The sequence below is a fragment of the Streptomyces racemochromogenes genome (genome assembly GCF_044129415.1).
In the GTDB taxonomy this organism is placed as follows: domain Bacteria; phylum Actinomycetota; class Actinomycetes; order Streptomycetales; family Streptomycetaceae; genus Streptomyces; species Streptomyces racemochromogenes_A.
In genome coordinates this window covers 100,026-115,234 of record NZ_JBBDHD010000003.1, presented here as the reverse complement: position 1 = coordinate 115,234, position 15,209 = coordinate 100,026, and the positions used below count along the sequence as shown (strand labels likewise).

11 protein-coding genes are annotated in these 15,209 nt (G+C 71.6%); 5 read left to right on the top strand and 6 right to left on the bottom strand.

The annotated features are described in order from the left end of the window. Positions 1 to 30: 30 nt before the first annotated feature. From cydD to WDV06_RS02225, 3 genes are read right to left on the bottom strand one after another with little or no spacing between them, the layout of a single operon-like run. Positions 31 to 3,570 (bottom strand): thiol reductant ABC exporter subunit CydD, encoded by a 3,540-nt coding sequence (cydD, locus tag WDV06_RS02235; protein WP_395507861.1) that lies wholly within the window; start codon positions 3,568 to 3,570, stop codon positions 31 to 33. A 45-nt stretch (positions 3,571 to 3,615) separates the two neighbouring features. Further along, a complete protein-coding gene (cydB, locus tag WDV06_RS02230; RefSeq protein WP_395507860.1) occupies positions 3,616 to 4,617 on the bottom strand; it encodes a cytochrome d ubiquinol oxidase subunit II in 1,002 nt (333 codons plus the stop codon). 18 nt (positions 4,618 to 4,635) lie between these two features. Beyond that, positions 4,636 to 6,141 carry a cytochrome ubiquinol oxidase subunit I gene (locus WDV06_RS02225; protein ID WP_395507859.1) on the bottom strand — a complete coding sequence of 502 codons (1,506 nt, stop codon included), beginning with the start codon at positions 6,139 to 6,141 and terminating at the stop codon, positions 4,636 to 4,638. Between the two features lie 215 nt (positions 6,142 to 6,356). Here WDV06_RS02225 and WDV06_RS02220 point away from each other — a divergent pair, with 215 nt between their 5' ends. Then, positions 6,357 to 6,725, top strand: a complete 369-nt coding sequence (locus tag WDV06_RS02220; protein ID WP_365144929.1) for a cyclophilin-like fold protein — start codon at positions 6,357 to 6,359, stop codon at positions 6,723 to 6,725. Between the two features lie 21 nt (positions 6,726 to 6,746). On the opposite strand, the gene hisC is transcribed toward WDV06_RS02220, so the two are convergent. Continuing rightward, positions 6,747 to 7,826, bottom strand: a complete 1,080-nt coding sequence (hisC, locus tag WDV06_RS02215) for a histidinol-phosphate transaminase (protein ID WP_395507858.1) — start codon at positions 7,824 to 7,826, stop codon at positions 6,747 to 6,749. Between the two features lie 362 nt (positions 7,827 to 8,188). Between hisC and WDV06_RS02210 the strand changes: the two genes are divergently transcribed. From WDV06_RS02210 to WDV06_RS02200, 3 genes are all read left to right on the top strand, one after another. Next, on the top strand, positions 8,189 to 9,304 hold the full coding sequence (locus WDV06_RS02210) for a LacI family DNA-binding transcriptional regulator (protein WP_395507857.1): 1,116 nt from the start codon (positions 8,189 to 8,191) through the stop codon (positions 9,302 to 9,304). Positions 9,305 to 9,520: 216 nt separating this feature from the next. Continuing rightward, on the top strand, positions 9,521 to 10,717 hold the full coding sequence (locus WDV06_RS02205; RefSeq protein ID WP_395507907.1) for a metallophosphoesterase: 1,197 nt from the start codon (positions 9,521 to 9,523) through the stop codon (positions 10,715 to 10,717). Between the two features lie 149 nt (positions 10,718 to 10,866). Next, positions 10,867 to 11,700, top strand: a complete 834-nt coding sequence (locus tag WDV06_RS02200; RefSeq protein ID WP_395507856.1) for a hypothetical protein — start codon at positions 10,867 to 10,869, stop codon at positions 11,698 to 11,700. Positions 11,701 to 11,739: 39 nt separating this feature from the next. On the opposite strand, the gene WDV06_RS02195 is transcribed toward WDV06_RS02200, so the two are convergent. Further along, positions 11,740 to 12,687 carry a hypothetical protein gene (locus tag WDV06_RS02195; protein ID WP_395507855.1) on the bottom strand — a complete coding sequence of 316 codons (948 nt, stop codon included), beginning with the start codon at positions 12,685 to 12,687 and terminating at the stop codon, positions 11,740 to 11,742. Positions 12,688 to 12,961: 274 nt separating this feature from the next. Here WDV06_RS02195 and WDV06_RS02190 point away from each other — a divergent pair, with 274 nt between their 5' ends. Then, positions 12,962 to 14,116, top strand: a complete 1,155-nt coding sequence (locus tag WDV06_RS02190) for a glycosyltransferase (RefSeq protein ID WP_395507854.1) — start codon at positions 12,962 to 12,964, stop codon at positions 14,114 to 14,116. On the opposite strand, the gene WDV06_RS02185 is transcribed toward WDV06_RS02190, so the two are convergent. After that, entirely contained in the window at positions 14,113 to 15,162 is a 1,050-nt protein-coding gene (locus WDV06_RS02185) for an aldo/keto reductase (protein WP_395507906.1), read from the bottom strand. The two genes, WDV06_RS02190 and WDV06_RS02185, sit on opposite strands and share 4 nt — an antisense overlap. Positions 15,163 to 15,209: the final 47 nt, after the last annotated feature.

The following is a 15,209-nucleotide window of genomic DNA, read 5'->3' as shown; positions in this document are numbered from 1 at the left end:
AGACTAGTTAGTCCCGTTTAGGAGGGAAAGTCAGCCCGTGGAACCGGCCGGAACCCCACCTGCCCGGCGTTCCCGCTCCAGCAGGCTCCGCAGCGGGCCGTCGACGGCCGCCAACTCCGCGTACGCGCCCCGCTGCACCACCGCCCCCCGGTCCAGTACGAGGACCTCGTCGACCGCCTCCAGCCCGGCGAGCCGGTGCGTGATCAGCACGGTGGCCCGGCCCTCGGTCGCCGCCAGCAGGTCCGCTGTCAGGGCGTCCGCGGTCGCGAGGTCCAGGTGCTCGGCCGGTTCGTCCAGGACGAGGACGGGGAAGTCCGCGAGCACGGCCCGGGCCAGGGCCAGCCGTTGCCGCTGGCCGCCCGAGAGCCGCTGCCCGTGTTCGCCGACGAGGGTGTCGAGTCCGTCCGGGAGTCCGTCGGCCCACTCCAGCAGTCGGGCAGCGGCGAGCGCCTCCCGCAGCTGTTCCTCGCTCGCACCGGTCCGGGCGAGCCGCAGGTTCTCGCGCACCGAGCTGTCGAAGATGTGGGCGTCCTGGGCGCACAGGCCCACGAAGCGGCGGACGTCGTCGCCGTCCAGGGTGCGCGCGTCCGTCCCGCCCAGGGTGTAGCCGCCCGCGCGCGGGTCGAGGAACCGCAGCAGGACCTGGGCCAGCGTGGTCTTGCCCGAACCCGAGGGACCGATGACGGCGATGCGCCGGCCCGCCTCCAGCGTCAGGTCCAGGCCGCCCAGCGCGTCCCGCTCCTGGCCTCCGTGGCGGGCGGTGATGCCCGTGAGCCGCAGCGGGAACGGCGAGGACGGCACCACGCCCGGCTCGGCCGGTTCGGCGACGGGCACCGGTGCGTCGATGACCTCGTAGACCCGCTCGGCGCTGCGGCGCACCCGCTGCCGGTACTGGACCGCCAACGGAAGGCCGGCGACCGCCTCGAACGCGGCGAGCGGGGTCAGCACCACCACCGCCACGGCCACTCCCGACAGCCGCCCGTCGCCGACGGCGCCCACCGCGGCGAACGCGGCGCACACCACGGTGAGCCCGCACACCAGGGCGGACAGCCCACCGCCCAGTCCGGCGGCCGCGGCCCCGCGGGAGGCGATCCGGGTGAGCGCCCCGTCGGCGCCGCGCACCCCGGCCTTCCGGTCGGCGAGGGCGCCCGCGACGGTGAGCTCGGCGGTACCCGTCAGCAGGTCGGCCACCTGTGTGGCGAGCTCACCCCGGGCGGGCGCGAGCCGCCGCTCCGCACTCCGCGCGCAGGCCCCGCTGACCAGGGGAACCCCCACCCCGGCGACGAGCAGCCCCACCGCGAGCGCCGCACCCGCCGCGGGCAGCAGCCAGGCCGTGAACGTCACCGCCCCCGTACCGACGAGCACCGCGGTGCCCACCGGCAGCAGCCAGCGCAGCCAGTAGTCCTGAAGGGCGTCGGCGTCGGCCACCAGCCGGGACAGCAGGTCCCCGCGCCGCTGCGCGCGCAGTCCGGCGGGCGCGATCCGCTCAAGCCTCCGGTACACGGCGACCCGCAGGTCGGCGAGCATCCGCAGCACGGCGTCGTGCGACACCAGGCGCTCGGCGTAGCGGAAGACGGCCCGCCCGAGGCCGAAGGCCCGCGTCGCGGTGACGGCCACCATCAGGTACAGCACCGGTGGCTGCTCGGACGCCCGGGAGATCAGCCATCCGGACACGGCCATCAGTCCCACGCTGCATCCGACGGCCAGTGCCCCGAGCAGCAGCCCGAGCCGGAACCGGCCCCGCCAGGCCGCGGCCACGGCCCGCACCCGGCGCAGCGGGTCTCCACCGCCCGAGTCCGCGCCCCCGCCGCCGGTCCGTTCCCGCGAGGTCCCGAGGATCCACTCCCCGGGGTCGGACATCCCGGGGGCCGTGCGCGGGGAGGCGCCCGCGGCCGCGACCGGTGCCGCCTCCCGCACGGCCGCGTCGTGCTCGCCCTCGCCCACCGCCACCACCCGGTCCGCGACCGCCAGCAGCGCCGGGCGGTGCACCACGAGGAGGACGGTCCGGCCGGCCGCGAGACGCCGCACGGCGTCCACGATCGCCGCCTCGGTCTCCCCGTCCAGTGCGGCCGTCGGCTCGTCCAGCAGCAGCACCGGCCGGTCCGCGAGGAACGCCCGGGCCAGGGCCAGCCGCTGGCGCTGGCCGGCGGACAGGCCCGTGCCGCCCTCGCCGAGCAGGGTCCGCGTGCCGAGCGGCAGGCCGGAGACGAACTCCCATGCCCCCGCGTCGCGCAGCGCCGCCTCCACCGCTTCGTCGCCGGCACCGGGCCGGGCCAGGCGGACGTTCTCGGCGATGGTTCCGGCGAACAGGTGCGGCCGCTGGGGCACCCAGGCGATCCGCTCCCGCCACTGTTCGAGGGAGAGCCCGGTGAGGTTCGTCCCGCCGATGCGGACCTCGCCGGCCGTGGGCGTGACGAACCCGAGCAGCACGTTCAGCAGAGTGGACTTTCCGGCCCCGCTCGGTCCGGTGAGCGCCACGCACTCGCCCGGACCGACCGCGAACGACACCGGCCCGGGGGAGGACACGGCACGCCCTTCGTGGCGGACCTCGACCGCGTCGAACTCGATGACCGGACCGCCGGGCGGCACGGGGGCACCGGCGCCCGGCACGGGGGCCGGGGCCTCCAGGACCGCGAAGATCTCCTCCGCGGCGGCCAGGCCCTCGGCGGCCGCGTGGTACTGGGCACCGACCTGGCGCAGCGGCAGATAGGCCTCCGGCGCGAGGATCAGGATGACGAGGCCCGTGTACAGGTCCAGCTCCCCGTGGACGAGCCGCATGCCGATGGTCACCGCGACGAGCGCCACCGAGAGAGTGGCGAGCAGTTCGAGCGCGAAGGAGGAAAGGAAGGCGATGCGCAGCGTGCGCATGGTGGCCTGGCGGTAGTCGTCGGTGATCTTCCGGATCGACTCGGCCTGCGCCTTGGCCCGCCCGAAGACCTTCAGGGTCGGGAGCCCCGCCACCACGTCCAGGAAGTGCCCCGACAACCGGGACAGCAGCCGCCACTGGCGGTCCATCCGGCTCTGGGTGGCCACGCCGATGAGGATCATGAACAGCGGGATCAGCGGCAGGGTGACGACGATGATGGCCGCCGAGACCCAGTCCTCGGTGACGATCCGGGCGAGGACCGCCACCGGCACCACCACCGCGAGCCCGAGCTGGGGCAGGTAGCGGGAGAAGTAGTCGTCGAGCGCGTCCACGCCGCGGGTGGCCAGCGAGACCAGCGAGCCGGTGCGCTGTCCGGCGAGCCAGCCGGGCCCCAGGTCTGCGGCCCGGTCCAGCAGCCGGCCGCGGAGCTCCGACTTGACCGCCGCGCCGGCACGGTGCGCGGCCAGCTCGGTGAGCCAGGCGACCAGGCCGCGCCCGAGCGCCACCGCCGCGAGCAGCAGCAGTGGCGTCCGGAGCGCCCCCGTGCCGAGTCCCCGCTCGAAGGCTCCGACCACGATCTCGGCGATCAGCATCGCCTGGCCGACGACCAGCCCCGCCCCGGCCAGCCCGAGGGCCACCACCGCCCCCAGGAAGAGGCGGGTGGAACGGGCGTACCGGAGCAGGCGCGGGTCGATCGGTTTCACGTGAAACATCCCCTCGGCAGGGTCGGGCGGGGTGACGCGCGCGGATCAGTGCGCGTCGGCGAGGTGCTGCGTACCGATCCGCTTGCGGAACACCCAGTACGTCCAGCCCTGGTAGAGCATCACGAGCGGAGCGGCCACACCGGCGCACCAGGTCATGATCTTCAGGGTGTACGGGGTGGACGAGGCGTTGGTGACCGTGAGGCTCCACGCCTCGTTCAGCGAGGACGGCATGACGTTCGGGAAGAGCGTCAGGAAGAGCATCGCGACCGCTGCCGCGATGGTGATCCCGGACAGGGCGAACGACCAGCCCTCCCTGCCCGCCAGGTTGCATCCGATGGCGGCGACCAGCGCGGCCACGGCGACGGCGAGGGCGATCAGGCTCCGGCCGTCACCGCGTGAGGCCTGGGTCCAGAGGAGGAAGGCCAGGGCCAGGACGGCCGTCAGCACGCCCAGCCGGGTGGCCAGCGCCCGCGAGCGCTCCCGGATGTCGCCGACGGTCTTGAGCGCGGCGAACACCGCACCGTGGAAGGTGAACAGGGTGAGGGTCACCAGCCCGCCCAGCAGCGAGTACACGTTGAGCAGGTCGAAGAGGCTTCCGACGTACTCCATGTGCTGGTCGATCTTCACTCCGCGCACGATGTTGGCGAAGGCCACGCCCCACAGGAAGGCGGGGATCAGCGAGGTCCAGAAGATGGCGTGTTCCCAGTTGGTCTGCCATCTGTCCTCGGACCGCTTGTGCCGGTACTCGAAGGCGACCCCGCGGACGATCAGGCAGAGCAGGATGAGAAGCAGCGGCAGGTAGAAACCGGAGAAGAGGGTGGCGTACCACTCCGGGAAGGCGGCGAAGGTGGCGCCGCCGGCCGTGAGCAGCCAGACCTCGTTGCCGTCCCAGACGGGACCGATCGTGTTGATCAGCACCCGCTTCTCGGCGCGGTCGCGCGCGAGGAGCTTGGTGAGTACGCCGATGCCGAAGTCGAAGCCCTCCAGGAAGAAGTAGCCGATCCACAGGACGGCGATGAGTACGAACCAGACGTCGTGAAGCTGCATGGTGTGCTCCTTCCTGCCTCAGTACGAGAAGGCCATCGGCCGGTCGGCGTTCGCGTCGTCCCCGCCGACCTTGGTGGGCGGGGTCAGGTCGGCCTCCGTCAGCTCGGGCGGGCCGGCCTTGACGTACTTCACGAGCAGCCTGACCTCGATCACGGCGAGGACGGCGTAGAGCAGCGTGAAGCCGATCATGGAGGTGAGCACCTCGCCCTGCGAGACGTTCGGCGAGACGGCGTCCCGGGTGCGCAGCACTCCGTAGACCACCCAGGGCTGGCGGCCCATCTCGGTGAAGATCCAGCCCCAGGAGTTGGCCAGCAGCGGGAAGCACATGGTCCAGAGCGCGACGAGCCAGTAGAGCTGCGCGAACCGCGGGCTGAGCGCCTTCTTGAAGAGGACGAGATGGGGGACCTCGTCCTCTGCGGTGCGCAGCCCGGGCGGCAGCAGGAAGCGCTTGCGGGTCAGCCACAGCCCCAGCACGCCGATGCCGAGGGAGGCCATGCCGAAGCCGATCATCCAGCGGAAGCCCCAGTAGGCGACGGGGATGTTGGGCCGGTAGTCGCCGGGGCCGAACTTCTCCTGCTCGGCCCTGTTGACGTCGTTGATGCCCGGGACGAAGGAGTCGAAGTCGTTGTTCGCGAGGAACGACAGCACGCCCGGGACCTCTATGGCCACCTTGTTGTGGCCCTTGTCGACGTCGCCGTAGGCGAAGACGGAGAAGGGCGCGGGGGCCTCGCCGTCCCAGAGGGCCTCGGCCGCGGCCATCTTCATCGGCTGCTGCTTGAACATCACCTTGCCGAGCATGTCGCCGCTGAGGGCGGTGCCCATACCGGCGATGATCATGACGACCAGGCCGAGCCGCAGCGAGCTGCGCATCACGGGGACGTGCTTCTTGCGGGCGAGGTGGAAGGCGGAGATGCCGACCATGAAGGCGCCGCCGACCAGGAAGGCCGCGGTGATGGTGTGGAAGAACTGGGTCAGCGCGGTGTCCTGGGTGAGGACGCGCCAGAAGTCGGTGAGCTCGGCCCGGCCCCGCTCCTCGTTCATCCGGTAGCCGACCGGGTGCTGCATCCAGGAGTTCGCCGCGAGGATGAAGTACGCGGACAGGACGGTGCCCAGCGAGACCATCCAGATGCAGGCCAGGTGGATCTTCTTCGGCAGCTTGTCCCAGCCGAAGATCCACAGGCCGATGAAGGTGGACTCGAAGAAGAAGGCGATCAGCGCCTCGAAGGCCAGCGGCGCTCCGAAGATGTCGCCCACGAACCGCGAGTAGTCGGACCAGTTCATACCGAACTGGAACTCCTGGACGATGCCGGTGACGACACCCATCGCGATATTGATCAAGAAAAGCTTGCCCCAGAACTTCGTGGCCCTGAGGTATTTCTCCTTCTCGGTGCGCACCCAGGCGGTCTGCAGGCCGGCGGTCAGCGCGGCGAGCGAGATCGTGAGCGGCACGAAGAGGAAGTGGTAGACGGTGGTGATGCCGAACTGCCAGCGCGCCAATGTCTCAGGCGCCAAAGCTAGGTCCACGTCGTCTGCTCCTTGTCGTCGCCGTGGTCACAGCGGGCAGTCTGCCTGGCGGGTTCCCCCCATAACGGGAGGAAGCAGGACACGCTTGTGAACGCGTTCACATTCACAAGCATTATGTCCTACACCCTCTGGCCGGAAACAGGCGGGGTACCCCTGAGCACGGCTCCCGGCCCGGACCCCTAGCCAAGGAATTCAACAGATTGTTGAATATGGCCATGCAGATTCGAATCTCATGGCCTGCGGGCCTGCTCACCGCGACTCTCGACGACACCCCGACCAGCAAGGCGCTGGCCGCGGCCCTCCCGATCTCCGCCTCCGCGAACACCTGGGGCGAGGAGGTCTACTTCGACACGGGCGTTTCCGTGGACCTGGAACACGACGCCCGGCAGGTCGTGGAGCCCGGCACGGTCGCCTTCTGGACCGAGGGCGACGCGCTCGCGCTGCCCTACGGCCCCACGCCCATCTCGCGCGGAGGCGAGAGCCGCCTGGCGAGCCCCTGCAACGTGCTCGGCTCCTTCGACGGCGACCCCCGCCTCCTGGCCACCGTCCGCGACGGCGACCCCATCCGCGTGGAACTGGTCTGACGACCACCGCTCCCTACGGTTCTACAGCTCCTTGAAGAAGGCCTCCGCCGTGTGCAGGAAGAGGTCGTTCGCCTCGGTCTCACCGATCGTGACCCGCAGGCCCTCGCCCGCGAAGGGCCGGACCACCACACCGGCCTTCTCGCAGGCCGCCGCGAACTCGGCGGTCCGCTCCCCCAGACGCATCCACACGAAGTTGGCCTGCGTGTCCGGGACCGTCCAGCCCTGGGCGAGCAGCGTCTCGTGCACCCGGTTGCGCTCGCACACCAGCGCCCCGACCCGGCCCATCAGCTCGTCCTCGGCACGCAGCGAGGCGACCGCCGCGTCCTGCGCCAGCTGGCTGACACCGAAGGGAACCGCCGTCTTGCGCAGCGCCGCGGCGACGGGCTCGTGCGCCACCGCGAAGCCGACGCGCAGGCCGGCCAGGCCGTAGGCCTTGGAGAAGGTGCGCAGCACGGCGACGTTGGGACGGTCGCGGTAGAGCTCGATGCCGTCCGGCACGTCGGTGTCGCGGACGAACTCCCGGTAGGCCTCGTCCAGCACCACCAGGACGTCCGAGGGCACCCGGTCCAGGAACCGCACCAGCTCCTCGCGGCGGACGGCGGTACCGGTCGGGTTGTTCGGATTGCAAACGAAGATCAGCCGCGTCCGCTCGGTGATCGCGGCGGCCATCGCGTCCAGGTCGTGGACGTCGCCGTCGGTCAGCGGGACCTGCACCGACGTCGCGCCCGAGATCTGCGTGATGATCGGGTAGGCCTCGAAGGAGCGCCAGGCGTAGATGACCTCGTCACCCGGGCCGGCCGTCGACTGGATCAGCGACTGGGCCACGCCCACCGAACCGGTGCCGGTGGCGATGTGCTCGGCCGGGACGCCGAAGCGTTCCGCCAGCTCGTTCACCAGGCCGGTGCAGGCCATGTCCGGGTAGCGGTTGAACCGGCCCGCGGCGGCGACCGCCGTCTCCAGGACGCCCGGCAGCGGCGGATACGGGTTCTCGTTCGAGGACAGCTTGAAAGCGACGGCCCCGCCCTCGGCGGCGGGCTTGCCGGGCTTGTAGGTGGGGATGCCGTCCAGCTCGGCGCGCAGCTTCGGGCTCTTCTCGCTCACCGCAGGTCCTCCTCGACCGTCCCGTCGACGTCCCCGTCGACTCAATACTGCTCACCTTATGAGGATTCCGCCGATCCGAGAATGGCGGGCGCCAGGAACACAGGGGGAGCGCGCGCATATATGCGCGCGCCGGTGGCCCGCGCCGTGGCGCGCGTCCCTCGTGCAGGTGAGTTGCGACCGGCCCAAGGCCGCAGCGTTTTGGCATGCTCGTACCCGCCGACAGGCGCCACCTTTGGCTCGGATTGCCAAACACCTTCAATTCCAAGGTCATTGGGGGTGGCGAACCAAGCAGAATCGTGCCTGTCAACCCGTGCATATGCACCTGAACCACCCACCCCTCCGAGCCCTACTATCGGCTCGCCATGACAGCAGCAGGGAAGCATCACGTGAGCCGGGCCGAGACCACCCGGCGGGTCGGCGGCCGACAGGGGCGCGCCGGCATCAGGGACGTGGCCGCCGCGGCGGGCGTGTCCATCACCACCGTCTCCGACGCGCTCAATGGCAAGGGGCGGCTGCCGGACGCCACCCGCCGCCACGTCCGCGAGGTGGCCGACCGGCTGGGCTACCGCCCCTCCGCCGCCGCCCGCACCCTCCGTACGGGAAAGTCGGGCCTCATCGGCCTGACCGTGACGACGTACGGGGATGAACCTTTCACCTTCACCGAATTCGCCTACTTCGCCGAGATGGCACGGGCCGCCACCTCCGCCGCGCTCGCCCGCGGCTACGCCCTCGTCATCCTCCCGGCCACCTCACGGCACGACGTCTGGTCCAACGTGGCCCTCGACGGCACCGTCGTCATCGATCCCTCCGACCACGACCCCGTCGTCACCGAGCTCGTCCGCCAGGGCCTGCCCGTGGTCTCCGACGGCCGCCCCGCGGGCACCCTCCCGGTCACCGCCTGGGTCGACAACGACCACGAAGCCGCCGTGCTGGGCCTGCTCGACCATCTCGCCGCCGCCGGTGCCCGCCGTATCGGGCTGCTGACCGGCACCACCACCGACACCTACACCCGGCTCTCCACGACCGCCTACCTCCGCTGGTGCGAGCGCGTCGGCCAGGACCCCGTCTACGAGTCCTACCCCGCCCACGACCCCTGCGCGGGGGCCGTCGCCGCCGACCGCCTCCTCGCCCGGCCCGACCGCCCCGACGCCGTCTACGGGCTCTTCGACCCGAACGGCACCGACCTCCTCGCCGCCGCCCGGCGTTACGGACTGCGGGTCCCCGAGGACCTGCTCCTCGTGTGCTGCAGCGAGTCCACCGTCTACGCGAACACCGAACCGCCGATCACCACGCTCTCCCTCAAGCCGCGGCGCATCGGAACGGCCGTCGTACAGCTGCTGATCGACGCGATCGAGGGGGTGGACACCGGCCGACCGGTCGAACAGGTGGTCCCGACCGAGCTGATCATCCGTACGTCCTCGCAGCGCAGAACCCCCCGGACCACCGTCAGCCCACCGCGCTCGCCGTCCCAGGACTGACCTCCGGAACGCCGTATCGGCGGGGCCGAGGGCCCCGCCGAGGATTTCAACATCCCCCATATCGGGGCAAAACGGCAGGAAGGTTTGGTTCCGCCCCGGATTCACCACCCCTGGTGCGTCACAGAGCGCGAGCCGCATTCCTATGATGGGCGCACGACATCACGGACCCTCCCCCCCCGAGGTGAGCAGGGTCCGCAGGTGTACGGCAGCGCGAGGGTGGTGGAGGGGTCGATGACTCAGGGGGCCGGTCAGGGACCCGCGATGCGGACGGACACGCTGCGGGACTTCCGGGTCCCGGCGGACGAACCCGCGCCGTACGCCGCGTCCGCCGGTGTGCCCGGCGAGGCGCCCGTCTACGGCGAGTACCCCGCGTACTACGCACCGGAGACCGTCCCGCAGCAGCGCACGGCCGCCGACCGGGCGGAGTTCCCGGCCGCCGCGGACTTCCCCGCCGCCGGAGCCGAGGACGACCTCGACGGCTACACCCCCACCCAGCGCGACCTCCCCGTCATCGGGCGCGGCGCGACGGGCGGGCCCGGAGACACCGTCCAGGTCCACTACGTCCCCCAGGAGGCCCCGGCCGCCGGCCCCGGCCCGCTCTACGTGGTGGGCGACGTGCACGGATACCTCGACGAGCTCGTCCGCGAGCTCCAGGCGCAGAACCTCATCGACGCCGACTGCCACTGGTCCGCCGGCAACGCGCGCATCTGGTTCCTCGGCGACTTCACCGACCGCGGCCCCGACGGCATCGGCGTCATCGACCTCGTCATGCGCCTGTCCGCCGAGGCCGCCGCCGCCGGCGGCTACTGCAAGGCCCTGATGGGCAATCACGAGCTGCTGCTCATCGGCGCGAAGCGGTTCGGGGACACCCCCGTCAACTCCGGGGCCGGCACGGCCACCTTCCAGGCCGCCTGGCTGCTCAACGGCGGCCAGCGCACGGACATGGAGCGCCTCGAAGACGTCCACCTCCAGTGGATGTCCCGGCTGGACGCGGCCACCCTCGCCGACGGGCACCTGCTGCTGCACTCCGACACCACGGCGTACCTGGACTACGGCGACTCCATCGAGGACGTCAACGACACGATCCACGAGCTGCTCAACCGCAATGACGCGGACACCACCTGGGACCTGTTCCGCAAGTTCACCAAGCGGTTCGCCTTCCGCGACGAGGAGACGGGCCCGCAGGCGGTCCGGCAGCTGCTGACCACGTACGGCGGCAGCCGCATCGTCCACGGCCACAGCCCCATCCCGTACCTGCTCGGCGAGGTGGGCACCGAGGACGGCGACGAGGCGCACGGGCCGGAGGCCGTCGACGGACCGCACGTGTACGCGGACGGGCTGGCCATCGCGATGGACGGCGGCGTGACGATGGCGGGCAAACTGCTGGTCCAACAACTGCCGCTGAGCGACTGAGCGTTCACCGAGCGGGGTATTTCCCGAAAGTCCCTGTCACCCCATGGCCGGGGCGCTCTACCATCGCCCTGTCCGTAGCAGGCTCTCCTCCGTTTTCGGCCGGCGCCCGGTTCTACGCGGGCAAACCGGCTCGTACGGAGCATCGGGGGATGCACATGACCAGCGGTCCGCACCTGCTCACCGAAGACCGACCCGAGTTCGACCGCCTCCTGGACGAGGCGCTGCGCACGGCGGACGAACGGCCGGAGCTCGCCGCCCTCGGCGAACGGCTGAACGCCGAACAACTGCGCACCATGGCACTGGGCGCCGCGGCGCTGCTGACCGCCGCGGCGTCCGCGGAGTACGCCCACTACGTGAAGGTCCGGGAGGACCTGCGCGACGCGGCCCTGTCGGGCCGCAGGAGCGCCGACGACGACTCGGCCGAGGACGGCGGGGACGGCAGCGACGACGGGGGCGGCGCGGGCGTGAGCGCCGTGGTGGCCGTTCTGGCGCCCGTGCTGGCGGGCACCGCCATGCTGATCTTCCTGCTGGTGGGCTACTGCCTGAAGGCCATCGACCCCGAACCGGCCTTCGCCCGGACGATGTTGACGGCCGGCTGGCTCTTCGGCGGGCTCACCGTGGTGGCGCTGGTCTTCGCGGTGGTCTCGCTGCTGGTGGCGGCGCTGCGCAACAGCTCCACCGAGGTGGCCGCGGAGGAGAGCGTGCCGGTGCCCGACGAGCTCGCGCGGGCCCGGGAGGCCTGGCGCAACGCGCTGCTGGAGCGGGGCATCATGCCGTTCCTGCGCGACGCGCTGGCCGATCCGACCGCCGGGACGGGCTACCCGGTGCCCCGGACGCCGGGGGCCGGGCGCATCCCCAGTCTGGGATACACCCGGCCCGATTTCAGCAGCCCGTCCGAGGGCACGCCCGGCCCGCGGCCCGGCTACTCCAGCCCGGACTTCACGAGCCCGGACTTCGGCGGCCCGGAACACAGGCCGGACTGACGTCCGGCGGCGCGGGCCGTCTCGGCCCGGGTCGTGACCCTACGGGTTGACCAGGTGACCCGGCTCGGCCCGGAGGATCGGCTTGTCCTCGAACTGCCGTTGGACCAGCGTCGGGGGGAACGGGGTGATCTGCGTCCACGTGGTGCCGCAGGTCAGGCTGCGGTTGCCCGCGGTGTTGACCCGGCTGCACAGGATTTCCCACAGCTGGTTGCCGGTCGTCAGGACCTCGACCGAGACGGAGTTCGCCGAGTTCGAGTGGTCCGCGACGGAGATGGCACAGGCGCCGGCGGGGAAGTTGGTGGTGGTGCTGGTCAGGTTCACCCAGAAGAAACTGCTCACGGTGGGGGTGAGCCGGCGGATGCCCACGTACGCGGAGCCGCCGGTCAAGACCGCCTTCACCTCTTCGGCGCTGCTCGGGTTGTAGGCGTCGACGTCACTGCACGGACCGGTGGCGCCCGTCGCACCGGTCGGGCCCGTCGGGCCGGTCGGGCCCGTCGGACCCGTGGGGCCGGTCGCGCCCGTCGCACCCGTCGGACCCGTCGGACCCGTGGGGCCGCTCGCGCCCGTCGCACCCGTCGGACCCGTGGGGCCGGTCGCGCCCGTCGCACCCGTCGCACCCGTGGGGCCGGTCGGGCCGGTGTCGCCCTTCGGGCCCTTCGGGCCGCGGGGGCCGCGGGGGCCGCGGGGGCCACGGCAGTCGTCGTCGTCCCGGTCACCGCCGCCGAGGGACCGGACGGACGCCCGCGCCTCCGGCCGGTCGTCGTCATCGTCCCCGTGGTGGTGCGATTTCTGCTTGCAGTGGTCCCCGCCGACCGGGCCGACCGCGGCCGGCACCGGCACCGGCGCGGCCTGCTGCGCCGCCGCGACGGGACTGACGACACCCGCCAGCACGAGGGAGAGCGAGGCCAGGCTGCTTCCCATCAGCCAGACCCGGCCCCGTGGAAGGGGGCCGAGGGGGGCGGCCTTGGCCCGGTGCTCACGACTCATAGAGCGCTCCTTCAGCGAAGTGACTCGAACCGGAGGCAGCGGCCTCCGGTCGCGCGTCGAGCGTCTCCCTCCCGAGGGCGGATGGCCGCACGACGCCCCTGAAGTCACTCCTGCTATCAGCACCTCGGCTGACTATATGCCGCCAATCGGGCCAACTCCTGCCTTACCGGCGTGCCACCTCCCGGCGCCCCCCGCCCGCTCCCTAAAGTCCCCGACGATCCATCCGACCCGGCCGGCTACCGGAACGCACGGCCCACACCAGCGGACGGGACCCGTGAGACCACACGTCTGTCTGAACATGATCGTCAAGGACGAGGCCCCGACCATCCGGAGGTGCCTCGACTCCGTACGGCCCCTGATCGACACATGGGTGATCGTGGACACCGGCTCGACGGACGGCACCCAGGACGTCATCCGGGACTGCTTCGGGGACCTCCCCGGCACCCTCCACGAACGTCCCTGGAAAGGGTTCGACGGCAGTCGGACGGAGGCGATCGAGCTCGCCCGCTCCGAGGCCGACTACCTGCTGTTCATCGACGCGGACGACGCGATGGAGGTGGAGCCCGGTTTCCGGATGCCGGAGCTCACCCTCGACGCCTACCAAATCGCCCTGCACGACGGGCCGATCGTCCACTACCGGGCGGCGCTCGTCTCCACCCGGCTGCCCTGGCGGTACGTCGGCGTGCTCCACGAGTACATCGACTGCGGCGGGGACTACAGCCTGGGGACGCTCGAAGGCGCCCATATCCTCAGCATCGGCGGAGGCGCACGCCTGCGAGAGGGCGGCCAGCGGCAGAAATACCTGCGCGACGCGGCGATCCTCGAACAGGGCCTGGCCAAGGAACCGGAGAACGCCCGCTACATGTTCTACCTCGGGCAGAGCTGGCGCGACGCGGGCGAGCAGGAGAAATCCCTCGCCGCCTACGACCACCGGGCGGTCATGGCCGGCTTCCACGAGGAGACGTACCTGGCCCGGGTCTACGCCGCACGGGCCGCCGCGAGCCTGGGCCGCCCGACGGCCGAGGTGGTGGACCGCTACCTCCGCGCCTTCGAGAGCCGGCCCTCCCGCGCCGAAGCGATCGGGGACCTCGCGGGCCTCTGCCGCGTGGAGGAGCGCTGGCCGCTGGCCTACATGTTCGCCAAGGAGGCGGTCCGCATCCCCTACCCGAAGGACATCCTGTTCGTGGAATACGCCTGGCACGAGTGGCGCGCGCTCGACGAACTCTCCATCGCCGCCTACTGGGTGGGCGAGTACCGCGAGTCGCTGGAATGCTGCGAACGGCTGCTGAGCGAGGGCAAGCTGCCCGGCGAGCACCGTGACCGCGTCTCCGCCAATCTGGACTTCGCGCGGAGCAAGCTGGGCACCGGGATGTTTCACGTGAAACGGCCGCCCGTTTCACGTGAAACATCCCGCCCGGCAGCGGTCTAGCCCGCGGCCCTGTCGCCCGGCGGACGCCGCCGCTGCGCGGCGTCGGTGAGCGCCGGCGGGAGCCAGACGCCGTCCGGATGGTAGAGGTTCGTGCCCGGCGGGACGATCTCGTCGATCCGGTCGAGCACCTCGTCGTCGAGGACCAGCCCGGCCCCCTTCACCAGGGATTCGAACTGCTCCATCGTGCGCGGACCGATGATCACCGAGGTGACCGCCGGATGCGCGACCGGGAAGGCCACGGCCAGTTCCGGCAGCGTGCAGCCCAGGTCGTCGGCGATCCCGATGAGCTTCTCGACGGCCTCCAGCTTGGCGACGTTGCCCGGGATGGCCGGGTCGAAGCGGGCCGGGTGCAGCTTCGCCCGCCCCGTGGTCAGGTCGACGGGGCTGCCGAGCCGGTGCTTCCCGCTCAGGAAGCCCGAGGCGAGGGGGCTCCAGGTCAGCACGCCCATCCCGTACCGCCGGGCGACCGGCAGCACATCGGCCTCGATGCCGCGCGCGAGGATCGAGTAGGGCGGCTGCTCGGTCCGGAACCGGGGGAGAGCCCGGCGTTCGGCGACGTGGTGCGCCTCGACCAGCTCCTCGGCGGGGAAGGTCGAGCAGCCGAAGGTCCGGATCTTCCCGGCCCTGACGAGGTCGCCGAGGACGGACAGCGTCTCCTCGACATCGGTCGAGTGGTCGGGCCGGTGGACCTGGTAGAGGTCGATCCAGTCCGTGTCCAGCCGGCGCAGGCTGTCCTCGACGGCCCGCACGATCCAGCGGCGCGAGTTGCCGCTGCGGTTGCGTCCCTCTCCCATCTGGAAGTGGACCTTCGTGGCGAGCACGACGTCGTCACGCCGCCCCTTGAGCGCCTTGCCGACGATCACCTCGGACTCGCCCGCCGAGTACATGTCGGCGGTGTCCACGAAGTTGATGCCCTGATCGAGGGCCGCGTGGACGATCCGCGCGCAGTCCTCGTGGTCGGTGTTGCCGATCGCCCCGAACATCATCGTGCCGAGGCAGTGGGCACTCACCTCTATGCCGGTCCCGCCCAGATTCCGGTATCGCATGGTCATGCGGCCGCACTCTAGGAGCTGGAGCGCACTCCAGCGCAAGA